Origin of the sequence: Streptomyces sp. NRRL S-920, assembly GCF_000717945.1 — a bacterium.
Lineage (GTDB): Bacteria > Actinomycetota > Actinomycetes > Streptomycetales > Streptomycetaceae > Streptomyces > Streptomyces alboniger.
Genome location: NZ_JODF01000003.1, coordinates 42,627 through 59,118, shown reverse-complemented (window position 1 = coordinate 59,118; position 16,492 = coordinate 42,627). Strand labels below are relative to the sequence as shown.

The 16,492-nt window shown below is 69.5% G+C and carries 15 protein-coding genes and 1 pseudogene; 6 read left to right on the top strand and 10 right to left on the bottom strand.

Annotated elements, in window-relative coordinates; genetic code table 11:
- Positions 1–3 precede the first annotated feature (3 nt).
- From IG54_RS0103020 to IG54_RS0103000, 5 genes are read right to left on the bottom strand one after another with little or no spacing between them, the layout of a single operon-like run.
- Complete coding sequence (locus tag IG54_RS0103020) at positions 4–609, bottom strand: GTP-binding protein (RefSeq protein ID WP_030776944.1); 606 nt, start codon at positions 607–609, stop codon at positions 4–6.
- Complete coding sequence (locus tag IG54_RS0103015; protein ID WP_030776943.1) at positions 590–1,003, bottom strand: DUF742 domain-containing protein; 414 nt, start codon at positions 1,001–1,003, stop codon at positions 590–592. The genes IG54_RS0103020 and IG54_RS0103015 overlap by 20 nt, the downstream gene beginning before the upstream one ends.
- Positions 1,004–1,022: 19 nt before the next feature.
- Complete coding sequence (locus tag IG54_RS0103010) at positions 1,023–1,457, bottom strand: roadblock/LC7 domain-containing protein (RefSeq protein WP_030776940.1); 435 nt, start codon at positions 1,455–1,457, stop codon at positions 1,023–1,025.
- Positions 1,454–4,063 (bottom strand): nitrate- and nitrite sensing domain-containing protein, encoded by a 2,610-nt coding sequence (locus IG54_RS0103005; RefSeq protein WP_030776939.1) that lies wholly within the window; start codon positions 4,061–4,063, stop codon positions 1,454–1,456. The genes IG54_RS0103010 and IG54_RS0103005 overlap by 4 nt, the downstream gene beginning before the upstream one ends.
- 60 nt (positions 4,064–4,123) lie before the next feature.
- A complete protein-coding gene (locus IG54_RS0103000; protein ID WP_030776938.1) occupies positions 4,124–4,897 on the bottom strand; it encodes an MHYT domain-containing protein in 774 nt (257 codons plus the stop codon).
- A gap of 151 nt (positions 4,898–5,048) precedes the next feature.
- Here IG54_RS0103000 and IG54_RS0102995 point away from each other — a divergent pair, with 151 nt between their 5' ends.
- The gene (locus IG54_RS0102995; protein WP_030776937.1) at positions 5,049–5,648 is read left to right on the top strand and encodes a class I SAM-dependent methyltransferase; all 600 of its coding nucleotides are present in this window, start codon (positions 5,049–5,051) and stop codon (positions 5,646–5,648) included.
- 67 nt (positions 5,649–5,715) lie between these two features.
- Here IG54_RS0102995 and IG54_RS0102990 read toward each other — a convergent pair whose 3' ends face one another.
- Entirely contained in the window at positions 5,716–6,474 is a 759-nt protein-coding gene (locus IG54_RS0102990; protein WP_030776936.1) for an alpha/beta fold hydrolase, read from the bottom strand.
- A 156-nt stretch (positions 6,475–6,630) separates the two neighbouring features.
- Between IG54_RS0102990 and IG54_RS0102985 the strand changes: the two genes are divergently transcribed.
- Entirely contained in the window at positions 6,631–7,164 is a 534-nt protein-coding gene (locus IG54_RS0102985; RefSeq protein WP_030776935.1) for a PadR family transcriptional regulator, read from the top strand.
- Here the strand turns inward: IG54_RS0102985 and IG54_RS0102980 are convergent.
- Positions 7,141–8,046, bottom strand: a complete 906-nt coding sequence (locus tag IG54_RS0102980; RefSeq protein ID WP_030776932.1) for an oxygenase MpaB family protein — start codon at positions 8,044–8,046, stop codon at positions 7,141–7,143. The two genes, IG54_RS0102985 and IG54_RS0102980, sit on opposite strands and share 24 nt — an antisense overlap.
- A gap of 98 nt (positions 8,047–8,144) precedes the next feature.
- Here IG54_RS0102980 and IG54_RS0102975 point away from each other — a divergent pair, with 98 nt between their 5' ends.
- Both IG54_RS0102975 and IG54_RS39900 read left to right on the top strand, forming a co-directional pair.
- Positions 8,145–8,444, top strand: coding sequence for a hypothetical protein (locus IG54_RS0102975; RefSeq protein ID WP_030776931.1), 300 nt, complete (start codon positions 8,145–8,147; stop codon positions 8,442–8,444).
- A 161-nt stretch (positions 8,445–8,605) separates the two neighbouring features.
- Positions 8,606–8,869, top strand: a pseudogene (locus IG54_RS39900) (hypothetical protein); the annotation flags it as partial.
- 84 nt (positions 8,870–8,953) lie between these two features.
- On the opposite strand, the gene IG54_RS0102965 reads toward IG54_RS39900, so the two are convergent.
- Together IG54_RS0102965 and IG54_RS0102960 are read right to left on the bottom strand one after the other, a co-directional pair.
- Positions 8,954–9,136 (bottom strand): hypothetical protein, encoded by a 183-nt coding sequence (locus IG54_RS0102965; protein WP_030776928.1) that lies wholly within the window; start codon positions 9,134–9,136, stop codon positions 8,954–8,956.
- Between the two features lie 158 nt (positions 9,137–9,294).
- The gene (locus IG54_RS0102960) at positions 9,295–10,344 is read right to left on the bottom strand and encodes a fatty acid desaturase family protein (RefSeq protein WP_030776925.1); all 1,050 of its coding nucleotides are present in this window, start codon (positions 10,342–10,344) and stop codon (positions 9,295–9,297) included.
- A gap of 250 nt (positions 10,345–10,594) precedes the next feature.
- On the opposite strand from IG54_RS0102960, the gene IG54_RS0102955 reads away from it, so the two are divergent.
- Positions 10,595–13,471 (top strand): DEAD/DEAH box helicase, encoded by a 2,877-nt coding sequence (locus IG54_RS0102955; RefSeq protein ID WP_030776922.1) that lies wholly within the window; start codon positions 10,595–10,597, stop codon positions 13,469–13,471.
- Positions 13,468–14,790, top strand: coding sequence for an SWF or SNF family helicase (locus tag IG54_RS0102950; RefSeq protein ID WP_030776920.1), 1,323 nt, complete (start codon positions 13,468–13,470; stop codon positions 14,788–14,790). Before IG54_RS0102955 ends, IG54_RS0102950 begins: the two co-directional genes overlap by 4 nt.
- Positions 14,791–15,214: 424 nt before the next feature.
- On the opposite strand, the gene xylA is transcribed toward IG54_RS0102950, so the two are convergent.
- Positions 15,215–16,381, bottom strand: a complete 1,167-nt coding sequence (gene xylA / locus IG54_RS0102945) for a xylose isomerase (protein ID WP_030776918.1) — start codon at positions 16,379–16,381, stop codon at positions 15,215–15,217.
- Between the last annotated feature and the right edge of the window lie 111 nt (positions 16,382–16,492).

The window sequence follows — 16,492 nt, the reverse complement described above, 5'->3', positions numbered from 1 at the left end:
GGTTCAGCCCACCGAGTCGAGCAGCCGGGCGGCATGCATCCGTCCGGCGTACTCGACCAGACGTATCAGCACCTCCTTTCCCGAGTCGCGATCCCGTGCGTCGCACAGCACCACGGGAGTGCCGCGGTCGAGGTCCAGGGCTCGTGAGACGTCCTGCGCGCCGTACGTACGGGCGTGCGCGAAGCAGTTGACGGCCACGACGAACGGGATGCGGCGGTGTTCGAAGTAGTCCACGGCCGGGAAGCAGTCCTCGAGCCGCCGGGTGTCCGCGAGGACGACAGCGCCGAGAGCACCCTGCGAAAGCTCGTCCCACAGGAACCAGAAACGGTCCTGTCCCGGAGTGCCGAAGAGGTACAGCGACAGGCCGGACCTGATGGTGATGCGGCCGAAGTCCATGGCGACGGTCGTGGTGGTCTTGCGGTCGATGCCCTCGGTATCGTCCACCGATTGGCCTGCCTCGCTGAGCAGTTCCTCGGTGCGCAGGGGGCGGATCTCGCTGACCGCGCCCACCAGGGTGGTCTTGCCCACCCCGAAGCCGCCGGCCACCAGAATCTTCAGCGCCATGGCGGCAGTTTCGCCGTCCGTGGCGTCAGAGCGCTCGGAGCCCATCGATCACCTCTCGGAGGATCTTTTCGTCGGGAAGCTGTGCGGGTGGCACCGGCCGGCTGACCTTGACGACGCCCATCTCCAGCAGGTCGCCGAGCAGCACCCTGACCACGCCCACAGGCAGGTCGGCTCCGGCTGCGAGTTCGGCGACCGACTGTGTCTCGGCACGGCACAGTTCGATGAGCGCCCGGTGTTCGGGCCCGAGCACGGTGTCGCTCCCAAGGCCAGTGGTGTCGGCTTCGAGAGTCACCAGGGCGATCAGGTCGAAGCGGACGCCGCTCGGCCCCGGCTCGGTCCGCCCGCCTGTCATCGCGTAGGGCCGGACGAGAGGCCCTGCTTCATTGTCGTACCACTGGCTGCCCGCCTGAGGCGCGGAGCCTGTCGATTCGTCGGTCATGAGTACCGGCCGTTCTCGGTCATCCGGCTGCCGGAGGTTGCGCGGTGATGCGGACGGGGGTGTGGAGGTGCTCGCCCACCCGCTTGACCAGGCGAGCCATCTCGTACGCGACGAGGCCGATGTCGGCCGTCACGGAGCTGAGGACCGTGAGGCAGGAGCCGTTACCGGCGGCCGCCACGAACAGGAACGCGTCGTCCATCTCGACCATGGTCTGGCGCACTCCCCCGGCCCCGAAATGGCGGCCCGCCCCCTTGGCAAGACTGTGGAATCCCGATGCGACGGCGGCCAGATGCTCCGCGTCCTCTCTGGTGAGGGCGGTCGAAGCGCCGACCGGCAGGCCGTCGTTGGACAGAACCACCGCGTGCCGCACCTCGTTGACGCGCAGCACCAGGTCGTCCAGTAGCCAGTCGAGTTCGCCGGTCCGCCCGGCGGGAATGCTCTGGTCCTGGATCATGCGGGGTCTCCTTCGCTGCTGTCCCTGCCCGGTACGGGCCCTGAGAGGTCGGGGACCGAACCGACGACACCAGGGCGCGGACCGCCGCCGCGTGCCCAGCCGTCGCGGTAGGCGGTCATGCGATCGCGCACCTGCTCGGCGCTGCGCTGCTCGTCTGCCCTGTCGTCCGTGGAGCCCTCCGCGTCGGCCGAGTGGGGCTCACGAAGTTGAGGCGCAAGACTCGCCTGCCGTACGCGGCGGGGCAGTGCGTCCGCCGCTTCCTGAGCGTCCGCGCTCGCGATATCGAGCCCCTGGTCCCCGGCGCTCGCGATATAGCCCTCACGGATATCGGTACTCGCGATGTCGAGCGATCCCGTGTCGTACGGCCTGGACACGTACGGCCCGTCAACCCGGCCCCTCGGGGGCCGTAACGCGGTGACACCTGGTGGTGGTTGCATCGCAGTCGGCAAGGCCGGGTGGGATACGGCGGCCGGAACGGAAGTGCCGTTCATGCGCCGCCCCGTGTGCTCCTCCGCGTTCTCCGCCGCGACGCTGTGCAGCAGTGCGGTGGGCAACAGCACGACCGCGGTGGTCCCTCCGTAGGGAGATGTACGCAGCTGCACCTTGATGCCGTGCCGAGCGATGAGCCTGCTGACTACGAAGAGCCCCAGTTGGTCGCTGTCGAAGAGGTCGAGCGCTTCGGAGTGCTCGATGCGGCGGTTGGCCTCGGCGAGCATGTCCGCCCCCATGCCGAGGCCGCGGTCCTCCACTTCCAGGGCGTAGCCGTTGCCGACCGGTTCACCGCTGATGCGCACCTTGGTGTGGGGCGGAGAGAACTGCGCGGCGTTCTCGACGAGTTCGGCCAAGAGGTGCGTGAGGTCGGCGACCGCTGTTCCGAGGACCGAGGCCGTGGGGAGCTGGCGAACCTCCACGCGCGCGTAGTCCTCGACTTCGGAGACAGCCGCGCGGACCACGTCCGTCAGGGACACCGGCATCCTCCATGCCCGGCCCGGTGCGGCTCCGGAGAGGATGATCAGGCTTTCCGCGTGACGTCTCATCCGGGTCGTCAAGTGGTCGAGGCGGAAGAGGTCGCTGAGTTCGTCGGGGTCGTCGGCCCTGCGCTCCATGGTGTCGAGCAGGTTGAGTTGGCGGTGCACGAGGATCTGGCTCCTGCGGGCCAGATTGACGAACACTCCGGAGATCCCGCTGGCGAGTTCCGCACGCTCGATCGCCGCGTGCAGCGCGGCCCTGTGGACCGTGTCGAGTGCTTCGGACACCTGCCCGGTCTCGTCCTCGGCGGGCGGCCTCAGCGGCGCCTCGGCCTGGATGTCGATCTCCTCCCCGGCACGCAGTCGCCGCATGGCGTTCGGAAGCTTGCGGCGGGCGATCTCCAAGGCGCCGTTGCGCAGGCTGACCAATTCGATGACGAGGCCTCGGCCGATGCGTACGGAGATGACCAGGGAGGCGGCGACGGCTGCGAGACCGAGAAGAACGGCGGCGCCCGCCGGGGTGAGCACGCCGTGGGTGAACGGATCGGTGCGGTCCACGGCGCCGCTGTCCGCCGTGTCCTCGATCGCCCGGAGTTCTTTCCGCACGGCCGCGTAAGCCCTGCCCCAGCCGCGTACAGGGGCTGCGGCCAGGGCCTTGCGGCCGGGCTCCGCGGCCAGCACCTTGTCCTCGACCGCCTGTAGATCGCCGTACTCGTGTCCCTCCTCAAGGCTGCGCCAGGCGGCTCGCTCGGGCCCGCGGAGGTCCGCGACCGCCCCTTCGCTCAGGGTCCTGCGGGTGTCTACGGCGCCGGTGAACAGCCGGAGCCGCTCGCCGTCCAGCGTGCCGGCCCGCCGTGCCGCCGCGAGCACGGCGTCCTCGCGGGCCAGCATCTCGCTCGCCCTGGAGAATTCGAGCAGCACGCGTGCGTGGGAGCCCGGTTCGGAGTCGTGCATACCGGTGAGCGCGCCACCCACGGCGAAGGCCTGCGAGATCGTCTTCGTGTACTGGCCGTACGCCGCGTGCCAACCCGTACGACGGTCCAGTACGTCGGTCCGCAGGGAGCGCAAGCTCTCGGCCCCCTTCACGAACGCGTCGAGTCGATCCGCCACTCCTGCCGGGAGTCCCGCTCCGTCGGCGACGGTCCGATGATCGCCCAGGCGCAGCTTGGCCACGGCCCGGTCCGTACGCGTCGCCTGCCTTTCCAGTGCCTCACCACGGGCGGCGCCGCGTTCGGTCGCGTACCGCACGGCGGCGGCACGTTCCGCCTGGAGCGAGGTCAGAGCCTCGCCTACAGGGGCCCGCACTTCGGCGTGCGCGCGCTGCAACTGCCGCAGGCGTGCCACGTCCTGTGCCGTGCTGACCGTCGCGTACCCCCACAGGGCGAGCAGCGAGATGACCGGCACCATCAGCAAGCACACGATCTTGGCGCGTACGGTGCGGGGCCGTACACGCCACCGTCCCGCGCGCGTGGGCGCTTCCTGATGGGGCGGGCCGGTGAACTTCCCCTCCCTGTCGGATAGTTCGTCGGCGGGCGGGCCGGCGTGGGCGCGGCGGCCGCGTACCGGCGGCGACGGCGCGGTGCCGTCGTCGGAGTCGAGGTCCAGGTCAGGGTCGTGGGTTCTACGGGGTGTGCGCATGGCCTCCTCGCTCGTATGTGGGTCGGGGCGTCATGCCGGGGCCGCCGCCTGGGCTCGTCGCTATCGGGCCGCGGTCCGGACAGGTCGCTGGGCGGACGCGGAGGCCTCTCGCTCGCGCTCCGTGGGGGACAGTGCGACGAAAGCCAGGGTCAGGAACAGATAGGACCCGAGGCCGACGGCGAGGGGGAAAATGAACTGCATCGTCGTGGCACCGGGCAAGGCGGCTTCGGAGGGTGTGACGCGCACACTGACCGCGAGCATCCCGGTGTAGTGCATGCTGCTCACCGCCCCGCCCATGACAAGCGATGCCCCAGCGACCGCGAGCGCCGATTTGATATTGAGTGCGGCCCACAAGGCGGCGGTCGCCGCGACGACGGCGAAGACTACGGAGAGACCGACGAGCACGGGGTCGTACCGCACGTCGCCGTGCAGGTGCAGGGCCGCCATGCCCAGGTAGTGCATGCTCGCGACGCCCAGGCCCGTGGTGAGTCCGCCGAGCGCGAGTGCCCGCCCCCGGTCCCGGCCGTACCCGACGGCGAAGACACCGGCGCCCACCACGGCCATCGCGACCAGGAGGCTCAAGATGGTCAGCGGCACGTTGTAGTGGATCTCCGTGCCGGTGACTCCGAAGCCGAGCATCGCGACGAAGTGCATCGTCCAGATGCCGGTGCCGAGCGCCGAGGCGGCGGTGATGAGCCAGTTCCTGCGTGAGCGCCCCGAGGCGCCCAGCGCACGGACAGTGCAGCGCAGCCCCAGGGCGGCGCCGATACAGGCCATCGCGTACGACAGCGCGGGGGTAAGCCAGCCGAAGGTGGCGTGGTCCAGGTGTCCCATGGCCCAGGGACGCTAGTCCGGTCAGGGGCGCACAACGGGGGCGCATTTCGAAAGCTGGTGGAATATGACAGAGAGAGGGCACTGAACGATCGCGTCACGGTCGAACGAGTGCGCCCAACGCGCGTGCGGCTCATGCGGAATCATGGATCGCATGAGCGACGATCCGACACAGGTTCAGGACTTCTTCGCGGCCCGCGCCGCCGATTGGGACACCCGCTTCCCCGACGACGGGCCGGCCTATCAGGCCGCCGTGGCCGAACTCGGACTCCGTCCGGGCTCTCGCGTGCTCGACGCCGGATGCGGTACGGGGCGCGCCCTACCGGCCCTCAGAAGCGCCGTGGGGCCCTCGGGGGTGGTGCTCGGCGCCGATCTGACGCCCGCCATGCTGGAGGCCGCCAGACAGGCGGGCAGGGATCGCGACGGGCAGCTCCTGCGGGCTGACGTCGCACAGTTGCCGCTGCTGTCCGGGTCACTCGACGCTGTTTTCGGTGCCGGGCTGATCTCGCATCTGCCGGACCCGGCGGACAATCTGCGGGAGTTGAGGCGGGTGGTACGTCCTGGCGGGTCGCTCGCTCTCTTCCACCCGATCGGCCGGGCGGCGCTCGCGGCTCGCCAGGGGCGGCAGATCACGCCGGACGATCTCCGGGCGGAGGCCAATCTCGGCTCCCTCCTCGCCGACTCCGGCTGGCGGATGACGTCGTATGTCGACGAGGATGCCCGCTTCCTTGCCTTGGCCCTGCGCGAGGACTGAGCGAAGCCGGGTTTCAGAAGGGCGCCGGCGGGGGCGGCCCGCGACGGCGGTGGCGCAAGGGACGATGTCAGGGTCGGCCCGCGACCGCGGCGGCGAACGCGGCGCCGTTGTCGAACATGACGTTGTGCCCCGCTCCCGGCACGGTCACCACTCGGACTCCGGACGCCTCCAGGGCGTCGCGCCCCAGGAGTTCACCACTCGACGCACCCTGCAAGTAAACGCGGTCAACGGTCAGCGCCATCAGCATGCGGCGCATCGTGGGCCGCGTCCCCGCCATGAGTCCGACCGCGCTTCGATGCAGGGCACGGGGGTCGGCGAGGCGCATGGTGGCCGCCCAAGTGGGGCCCACTTTCTCCAGCACGCGCGCGGAGCCGCCGCCATGGGTGAAACTGTCCTCGTCGTATGCCGCAATGCCGCTGCTGCCCGCCGTCATGGGCGGATCCGGATCGAGGTTGGCCTCTGTGAGGACCAGCCGCGACACGAGGTCGGGGCGTCGGTGCGCGAGCACGATGGCCACTGAGCCTCCCATGCTGTGCCCGACGATTTCAGCGCCCGAAATCCGGGCCTCGTCCAGGACCGCGGCCAACGCGGACGCGTGATCCTCGAGCGTGTAGCCGAAGTCGGCAGGCCGGTCACTGATGCCGTGACCGGGTAGGTCCACGAACAGCGAGCGTCGGCCGACCAGTTCAGGCCTAGCCGCGATGTGCGCGTGATAGACGGTCGAGGCCGCGCCGAGACCATGCACGTACACCCGCGCCGGCTCCGCCCCTTCAACTTCCGTCCACCGCACCCGGCTCCCCTGTGCGTCGAACCGCGCTTCACGCATGACTGTCCCCCTGTCACCTGTCGCCCTAGTCAGGCCAGCACCTCGCTGCTGCCAGCCGCCACCGACCATACATCGGTGACGATGTATACCGAATACGAGGTACACCGTACCCGTGGTACACCGTGCCCGACAGAGGAGTACGGCAGAATGCGGCGCATGCTCGAATTGGCCATCCTCGGCTTCCTCTACGACTCCTCCCTGCACGGGTACGAACTGCGCAAGCGCATCACCGCGCTCACCGGGCATGTCCGACCCGTCGCGGAGAGCACGCTGTACCCCGCCATCAAGCGGCTGGAGAAGGCGGGGCTGCTCGCCCGCGAGACACAGCCCGGGGTGGTCGCCGCGCCACGCCACGTGCTCACTCTCACGCCGGACGGCAGGCAGGAGCTGCGCAAGCGGCTCGCGGACCCGGCACGGGGGGACATCACGGACGAGAACCGCTGGTTCACGCTTCTCGCCTTCCTGCGCCACCTGGACGACGAGAAGGCACAGGCAGCGGTACTGCGCAGGCGGCTGGACTTTCTGGAAGAGCCCGCGAGCTTCTTCTACGACGGCGAACGGCCGCTCAGCGCGGAAGAGCTGGACGACCCCTTCCGGCGCGGCATCCTCACGATCGCCCGCGCGACCAGCAAGGCAGAACTCGCCTGGCTACGCACGACCTTGACGTCACTCGGCGGGAGCGGACGCTGACCCGCCCTTGTGCGGCAGCGGACAGCCGCGAACCCCAGGCACCGGGAACGAGCCCAGCTCGGCGACCTCGTACCCGTCGGGGTATCCCTTGATCTCCCAGTTCTGCCGCGCGTAGTGGGGCGCGCTCCGCGGCGGCATCAGGTGTACGACGCGCCCCCGAAGGCGCACCGCACCCCTGACGAGCGAACAGGTAAGGGCGCCCGGCTGGTCGTAGCGGAACGCACGCAGCAAGGGCTCATCCAGCAGGGCGAGGGTCGCGGAGCGCAGTACAGGTACCAGGGGACGCGGATACCAGGAGGCCATCAGGTCAAGGGTCGCGTCGGACACCTCGCGTGCGCCCTTGTCCCAGCCGAAGTTGGCCTCTTCGTAGTCATCGAGGCACCTCTCGAACTCTTCGTAGGTGCCGGGGATTTCCTTGATGCCCATGTGCTGGCCGAGGGTGCGGTAGTACACCGCGGCAGCTGCCGTCTCGTGACGCGAGAGCCTGCGCCAGCCGTAGGTGTCGATCCACCGCTTGGGCATCACCACGAACGTGCACAGGACGTAGCGCATGTCGTCATTGCTGATGTCGTAACTGCGGTGCATCTGGTTGATACGACGGATGGCGGTGCGGCCCTCCTCGCTCCCGAAACCGTGCTCAACGACGGTGTCGAGGAGCAGGGCAGTGTCGTCGTACCTCTTCTGTGAACGGTCCGTCAGTTCGGCTGTCTCTGCTAGCAGTCGACCGATGCTGGGTACGGCATAGGTGCGGTAGAGGGCGAGTTCGAGTGCGCGCGTATAGTCCCAAGGGAATTCGAAGGTCGCGGTGAGCCGGTAGATCTCGAGGAAGTCCCTTTCCGGGTCGAGGCGCCTGATCTGCTCGAGCCGCTCGAAACGCTTCACCGCGCGTTCCCCCTTCTGTGACCGGAGTACCAACTCTACGTTGGTAAGGGGCGGATGAGTGATCAGCGGGGAAGCCGTACCGGGGGAAGGTAGGCCACATGATTGACAGGTTTCGGAAGTTCTGGCGCACCGGCAAGCCCGAAGAGGGCGAGCGCACGCAGGACCCCACCAAGCACAAGCGCCCGCACAATCTCTTCGAAGCCGCAGCTGTCTACGTGGCGGCTTGCGCCGAGGACGATCAGGACGAGATGGACGAGGCCACGGGGTGGGTCTCGCCCGAGGCTCTGTCCTTCGGTGTCAGTGAGCTAGCGTGCCGGGCTGTCATCGCTCTCGCACGGGAACGTGATGAGTCGCCTCGGGATGTGGCTCGTACGCTCCTTGGCCTGCCCGCCGCCTGAGTTCAGTCGCGCCCCGGGGAGGCGGTCCGGGTCGGTCCGGTACCGGTTTCCTGGCCGCCCACCCCTCGACGATCTCTGGGGCGACTGGTTAGGGTGCGCCGCCAGGTGAAGTGACGGGAAGCCGGCATGGCCGGGACGGACGACGCTGTCGCCGCCGACGACATCCCGAGGCGTGCGCGGCGCTCGCCCTCCCACCGCTCACCGCCGGGTACGGGCTGGTGCTCGGCCAGGACGGCGACGGCGCGCGATGAGCGGTCGTTGTCGACGATGTGTCGCTCGTGGCCGTGGCGGTCGCCTCCTGGGACTGCGGCATGGAGTACGACCTGTCCCCCGATAGCCGTACGGTGGTCACCGCGCTGCCCGGCTGGCCCCTCGCGGTCGCCGTCTCGGCACCGGGCGTTCCTACTCCGCACGACCCGGAGCCGGGCCGCGGGCCCGAGCTTCCGGCGCTCCTGAAGTCCCTCGACGAGATTGCGGTCCGCCCGTCCTGAGCGCGGTCTACCGCGGCCTCAACGCCCTATCTCCTTGCTTGTGACCCGGCGCAGCCTGCGCCGCTGTCCGGAATCGAGCGCTAGATAGGCCGCCGCGGGGACTCCGAGCACGATCAGGAGTGCGGCCCACCATGGCAGCCAGAACAGCATGATGATCCCGGCCGCCATACCTCCTGCGGCGATCTTCGCGTTCCTCGACATGTGTGTCGCCTCCTTCGCGGCTGGTGCCGCTCTCTGTATGGGAAAACGGGATCGGGCCTCCTACGGTTCCAGGTCGCGGCCCTGAGAGACCCCCGAGAGACCCCGGAGAAACCCCCGACAGAGCCCCGAGTCGAGTCGGCCCTCCTTGGCTCCTACGCCTATTCGACGCGCAGGGGCTCCCCGACCTCGTACATGTGGCGCAGCACCTGCCGGTAGGAATCGACGAATCCCGCTTCCGTGTAGGACATACCCACCGCGTTACAGTGCTCGCGTACGACGGGTTGGACGAGGCGCAGGTGAGGGCGGGGCATGCTGGGAAACAGGTGGTGCTCTATCTGGTAGTTGAGTCCGCCGAGGAACCAGTCGGTGAGCGGGCCACCGCGGATGTTGCGCGAGGTGAGGACCTGCCGGCGCAGATGGCCCCAGCGTTCGCCATCCGGGTCGGGCATTTCCATGCCTTTGTGGTTGGGCGCGAAGGCGAGTCCGAGGTGCAGGCCGAACAGCGCCTGGTGGATCGCGGCGAAGGCGATCGCGCGACTGAGCGGCATGGCGGCGAGGAGAAGCGTCACGTATCCGGCGAGGTGGGTGAGGAGAAGGGCCCCTTCCACCACGCGCTCCCGCGGAGCCTGCCGTCGCAGGTCCTGGAAACCATAGACCTTCATGGCGATTCCCTGGAGGAGCGTCAGCGGGAAGAAGAGCCAGGCCTGGTTGCGGGTGAGCCAGCGCCGGAAGCCCACACGGACCGTCGCCTGCCCGCGGGTCCAGACGAGGACGTCCGCGGCGACATCGGGGTCCTTGTCGACGTGGTTGGGGTTGGCGTGGTGCCTGTTGTGCTTGTCGTTCCACCAGGCGGAACTCATGCCGAGCAGGAGATTGCCGTGGACGAGACCGATGGCGCGGCTGATGGGCCGGTTGCCGGTTATCTGCGCGTGCCCCGCGTCGTGGCCGATGAACGCCGTTCGGGCGCACAGGACGGACAGCACAGGGGCAAGCAGCAGCACCCACCAAGAAGCTCCGACGATGAACATTCCGGCCCCCACAGCCACCAGTGCCAGAGCATTGAGCGCGATGGTGCGGGTGTACCAGCCAACGCGGCGATCCAAGAGACCCTGCTCCTTGACGGTGCGCAGGAGTGGTGTGAAATCGCTTCCGGCGGGCTGCTTGCGGGCGCCGACCGAAGGGCGTTCCGCGACTGCTGCCTGGGGCATGGATTGATCTCCGGTCTGCGTGGCGACGGGCTGACCTGATCAAACGTATGTTTCCGTGACTCGGGGCAACCATGGCGCCACCACCCGTGTTCCGCGGGGGGCCAGCACCGACCGCCAAGGGGGGTTGATTACACCCCTCCCAGGTCACGTGATCGGGATCACCATCGAGGCCCTCCCGCTGAGCGCCCACCGTGATGTACTCTCGGCCGCTCCGGTCTCAGTAGTCAAATTTGAGGAATGCGCCATCGCCGTGCCCAGGCTTCCTGTCGTCTCCCCCTCCGAGATCTCCGAACTGTCGCGCTGCTCGGTGCTCTTCGTGCCCGCCGATCCCGCGCGCGGAGGGCGGATCGCCTTCTGGCACCCAGAAGGCACCGCGCCTCCTTCGATTGCTGATGCCACCTTCGAGGAACTGGCCGTCGCCATCCTTACGGATGATGGTGGCGTCGAGCTAAACGCCGTGCCAGCGGTCCTGCTCCCTGTACGCGCCGCGTTGCCGGTCCTCACGCGCGCGCGTGCCGCGTCGGAGACCCACCCGACGGCCGCCTTCTGGGGAGCGGCGGGCGTCCTCGCGCTGCAACTCGTGGCCCGCGGACTGCTGTTGCCGGGCCTGACCTCCAGTGATCACGACGGCTGGCGCGTCGGTCCGTTGGGAGCCGAGGACCTACAGCGACTGCGTGATCTCGCCGCGGCGATGCCACCGGCCGCCCACGCCCTGCCTTTGGACGTCGCCGCGCCGCTGCGACTGCCCGAGCCGGAGCGTCTGCTGCTCCAGTTCCTCAACGCCGTGGCCGACACTCTGCCGCGCTCCCCCGCGGCAGCCGTTGCCGCGGGCGGGCCCGTCTTCGCGTCCATGGCACCACAGCACGTTCCCGAGCAGCGGCCCTGGTCCACGGACGTGGCAGCGGGGCACGACGCGGGGGTGCGGATCTCGCTGCGCGTGGAGATCCCCGGCCTCGTCTCGGTCACCGAGGACGGCACCCGGCTGCCTTTCCGTGCCGTCCTGCAACTGCACAGCGTCAGCGATCCCGCGCTCGTCGCGGACGCCGCCGAGGTGTGGGCCGGAACCGGGGGCCAGGCTTTCGGCCCGCAGTCGCGTATGGATGCCCTCCTCGCGCTGCGACGCGCCACGCGCGCGTGGCCGCCGCTCGCCCCGCTCCTTTCGGCCGCCGTCCCCGACGCGATCGACCTCGCGGACGAAGAGGTCACCGAACTCCTGGGCGAGGGTGCCCGGATGCTCGCCGTCGCGGGCGTCGACGTGCACTGGCCGAGGGAGTTGACGCGCAGTCTCACCGCTCGCGCGGTCATCGGTCCGCCGGACGACGAACAGGGCGGCGACGCGAAGGACCCGGCCAAGCTGGCGTCGAACACGCCTTCCTTCCTCTCCTCCGACGCTCTTCTCGCCTTCAACTGGCGCTTCGCGCTGGGCGACCAGCAACTGACGCGCGACGAACTGGACCGTCTCGCAGAGGCGAACCGCCCCGTGGTGCGCCTGCGTGACCAGTGGGTGCTGATCGACCCCGAGGAGGCGCGCCGCGCCCGGGACCGGGCAGACCGCAAGGTCACCCCGATCGACGCCCTCAGTGCCGCCCTGACCGGCTCCACCGAGGTCGGTGGGCAACGCGTCGATGTGGAGCCGACAGGGTGGCTCGCCACGTTGCGTGAACGGCTCGCGGACCCGGAGGGCATGGAGCCCGTCGGCCAGCCCGAGGGGCTCGCGGCGGAGCTTCGCGACTATCAGCTGCGCGGCCTGAACTGGCTGGCGCGGATGACCTCGCTCGGTCTCGGGGGCTGCCTCGCCGACGACATGGGTCTCGGCAAGACCATCACGCTGATCTCCCTGCATCTGCACCGCCAGTCCCACGAGGACACTGCGGGGCCCACGCTGGTGGTCTGTCCGACATCGTTGATGGGCAACTGGCAGCGCGAGATCGAGAAGTTCGCGCCCGGCACGCGCGTGCGACGATTCCACGGAGCCCAGCGCAGTCTGGAGGGTCTGACGGACGGTGAGTTCGTGCTCACCACCTACGGGACGATGCGGCTCGACTCGGAGAGGCTGGGCCAGACTCCCTGGGGCATGGTCGTCGCCGACGAGGCACAGCACGTCAAGAACCCGTATTCGGCAACGGCGAAGCAGTTGCGCACCATCGGGGCACGCGCGCGCGTAGCGCTCACCGGCACCCCCGTGGAGAACAACCTCTCCGAGCTGTGGGCCATCCTGGACTGGACGACTCCCGGTCTGCTCGGCAAACTCAGCACCTTCCGCACGCGCTACGCGCAAGCCGTGGAGTCCGGCGCGGATCCGGGCGCAGCCGAGCGCCTCGGGCAACTCGTGCGGCCGTTCCTGCTGCGTCGTCGCAAATCGGACCCGGGGATCGCACCGGAGCTGCCTCCGAAGACGGAGACCGACCGCGCCGTCTCGCTCAGCGCGGAACAAACGGGCCTCTACGAAGCCGTAGTGCGGGAAACGCTCGCGGAGATCTCCGGTGCCGAGGGTTTCGCGCGCCGCGGGCTGATCGTCAAGCTGCTCACCGGTCTCAAGCAGATCTGCAACCACCCGGCGCAGTACCTCAAGGAGGACAAGCCGCGGATCCCGGGGCGCTCCGGAAAGCTGGAACTGCTCGACGAGCTGCTCGACACGATCCTCGCCGAGGACGCGAGCGTGCTCGTCTTCACGCAGTACGTGCAGATGGCGCGGCTCATCGAGCGGCATCTGGCGGACCGTGGCGTCCCGTCGCAGTTCCTGCACGGCGGCACGCCCGTCGCCGAACGGGAAGCCATGGTGGAGCGCTTCCAGGACGGCGAAGTCCCGGTCTTCCTGCTGTCCCTGAAGGCGGCGGGTACGGGGTTGAACCTGACACGGGCCGAGCACGTCGTGCACTACGACCGCTGGTGGAACCCCGCCGTCGAGGCGCAGGCCACCGACCGTGCGTACCGCATCGGTCAGACGCAGCCGGTGCAGGTGCACCGGCTGATCGCTGAGGGCACGATCGAGGACCGCATCGCCGGGATGTTGCTGCGCAAGCAGGAGTTGGCCGAGTCCGTTCTCGGTTCGGGCGAGGCCGGTCTCACCGAATTGACCGACGCCGAACTGTCGGACCTGGTGGAGCTGCGAGGGGGCACGCGATGAGTGACATCCACGACGAGGTGTACGGAGCCGAAGGCGGCGACAGGCACGTTGACGGCGCAGCTAACGAGCGTACGTTCGAGGCTTTGCCGCCCGCGCACGGGCGGGGCTTCGCGCAGACCTGGTGGGGCCAGGCCTGGTTGAAGGCGCTCGAGGACACGGCCCTGGACGCCGGTCAGCTCAAGGCGGGGCGTCGGCTCGCGCGCGCGGGTGCCGTGGGCGCCGTCTCCGTGCGGCCCGGCCGCATAACGGCGGTCGTCCAAGACCGCGACGGCACGCCGCACCGCTCCGACGTACTGCTACAGGAACTGAGCCCGGAGGAATGGGACCGCTTCCTGGGGATGGCCATCGAACGGGCCGGGCACATCGCGGCTCTCCTCGACCGTGACATGCCACCGCACTTGGTGGAGGACTCCGCCGCGGCGGGTGTCGAACTTCTGCCGGGCATCGGCGACCTGGAGCCGGAGTGCGATTGTGAGGCGTGGGACCACTGCGGGCACACAGCCGCGCTCTGCTATCAGGTGGCGCGGCTGCTCGACCAGGATCCCTTCGTGCTCCTGCTGATGCGAGGCCGCGGGGAGCGCGAGCTGCTCGATGAACTGCACGTGCGCAGCCTCGCGCGCACCGACGCCCCCCAGCAGTGTGAGGACTCCCAGGACGCGGCTCCAGAGGGCGTCAGCGCCGAGGAGGCGTACGCGGACGGCGCGATCCTGCCTCCGCTGCCCGGGTTGCCCGTGCTGCCGCCCGAGCCGGGTCTGCCGCCGAGGCTCGACACAGAGACCGAGCCCGCGCAGGACCTCGATGTGGCCGCGGTCGAGTTCCTGGCGGCACAGGCAGCCGTCGAGGCCTACCGCCTGCTGGCCGACGCGCTCGCTCCGGAGCATGAACGGCACGCGGTCGAGGACGAGCTGACCGCGAGTGAGGACGCCGTACGCCTGGCCGCCGCTGATCCGGGGCCGGCGATCGAGGCCCGGCTGGCGGCGGTGGCCGAGCGCGGCCGCGGCGGCCTCGCGCTGGCCGTCCAGGCCTGGCGGTACGGGGGCCGGGCCGCACTCCGCGTACTCGAGGAGGAGTGGGTGCCCAAGGAGGATTCCCTGGCACGCGCGCGTGCCGCACTCGAAGCGGCTTGGGACGAAGGTGAACGTCCGGAGCTGCGGGCTTCCCGCAATCGGTGGACCGTGGTTGGTACGGACGTTCAGCTGCGCCACGGGCACGACGGCCGCTGGTGGCCCTACCGCAAGGAGCGGGGCCGCTGGACTCCGGCAGGGCCCGCGGCGCACGATCCGGCGACGGCGTTGGCCGTGGCGAGCGGCAGCGAGTGAGAAGGGCGCGTGCGGCCTGCGGATGACGCACGGCGGCGCGCGGCCTGGGGTGGACATTCGACGGTGCCCGGACCGACGCTTGGCCGAAAATACGCGGCGCTCACCGGCGTGTTCGCGCCGGGCACCCGTGCGCTGGGAACACCGGCGCACGCACTCACCCTGGCCAGCGATTGAGCGCGGCCGGGCCATCCGCGAGCGTGGATGAGGTCGATCAGGGAGGTCTGACGGCACGAGCCGTCCCCAGGATCGGCAGCGGGGCGCGGGACGTGTCAGCTCTGCCGGCGCGGCCTATGTGAAGGGGGTGACCCGGGCGCCGCGCCCCATCGCGCTGAACGGACCGGTGATCGCCGACGTCGCCTCCTGCCCCTCGCGGGAGGCGCCGTCGGCCCGCCCCCGTCCATGCATGGGTCGCCGTCGACGGCCGTCAGCCGCGCGCTCCCAGGAGGTGGTCCATAGCCAGCTGGTCGAGGCGTTCGAACGCCATCCCGCGCGCGGCGGCCGCTTCCACGTCGAAGGCCTCATAGGCGCCCCGATCGGCGAGCAGCCCGGAGAGCCCGTCGTCGGCCGTGGGCAGCGCCAGCGCGTCGAGGCGGGACGCCCTCAGTGCCTCGCGTACCTCGGGGTCGGCACGGAAGGCAGCCGCGCGCTCGCGCAGGATCAGATAGGTGCGCATACATCCGGCGGCCGATGCCCACACTCCTTCGTGGTCCTCCGTACGGGGCGGCTTGAAGTCGAAGTGACGCGGTCCCTCGTAACCGCCCCTCTCCAGGAGGTCCACCAGCCAGAAGGCACTGCGCAGATCGCCGGCGCCGAACCGCAGGTCTTGGTCGTACTTGATGCCGGTCTGGCCGTTCAGGTCGATGTGGAAGAGCTTGTCCGCCCAGAGTGCTTGGGCGATGGAGTGCGGGAAGTTCAGCCCCGCCATCTGTTCATGGCCCACTTCGGGGTTGACGCCGAACAGTTCGGGCCGCTCCAGGCGCTCGATGAAGGCGAGGGCGTGTCCGACTGTGGGCAGCAGGATGTCGCCGCGCGGCTCGTTCGGCTTCGGCTCGATGGCGAACCGCAGGGCATAGCCCTGTGAGGTGACGTACTCGGCGAGCAGGTCGAAGGCTTCCTTCATGCGGTCGAGCGCGTCGCGTACGTCCTTCGCGGCGCCGGATTCCGCTCCTTCCCTGCCGCCCCAGGCGACGTAGGTGTGTGCTCCCAGCTCCACCGCCAGGTCGATGTTGCGGATCGTCTTGCGCAGCGCGTAACGGCGTACGTCGCGGTCGTTGGCGGTGAACGCGCCGTCCTTGAAGACGGGGTGGGTGAACAGGTTCGTGGTCGCCATCGGCACGACCAGGCCCGTCGCGTCCAGTGCCTGCCGGAAGCGCTTGATGTGACCTTCGCGTTCTGCGTCGGACGACCCGAACGGGATCAGGTCGTCGTCGTGGAAGGTCACTCCGTAGGCGCCCAGTTCGGCGAGGTTGCGCACCGTCTCGGCTGGGTCGAGGGCGCTGCGGGTGGCATCGCCGAACGGGTCACGTCCCTGCCAGCCGACGGTCCACAGGCCGAAGCTGAACTTGTCCTCAGGAGTGGGCTGGTAGTTCATGTGCGGCTCCCTCGACTATTTCGTCATGGCCCTTTACAAATTAATCTCCGGAGGCTCCGCTGGGAAGGTCGGGAAGGAACTCCAGGACGTACCCGAAGAGCCGAAGGGAAG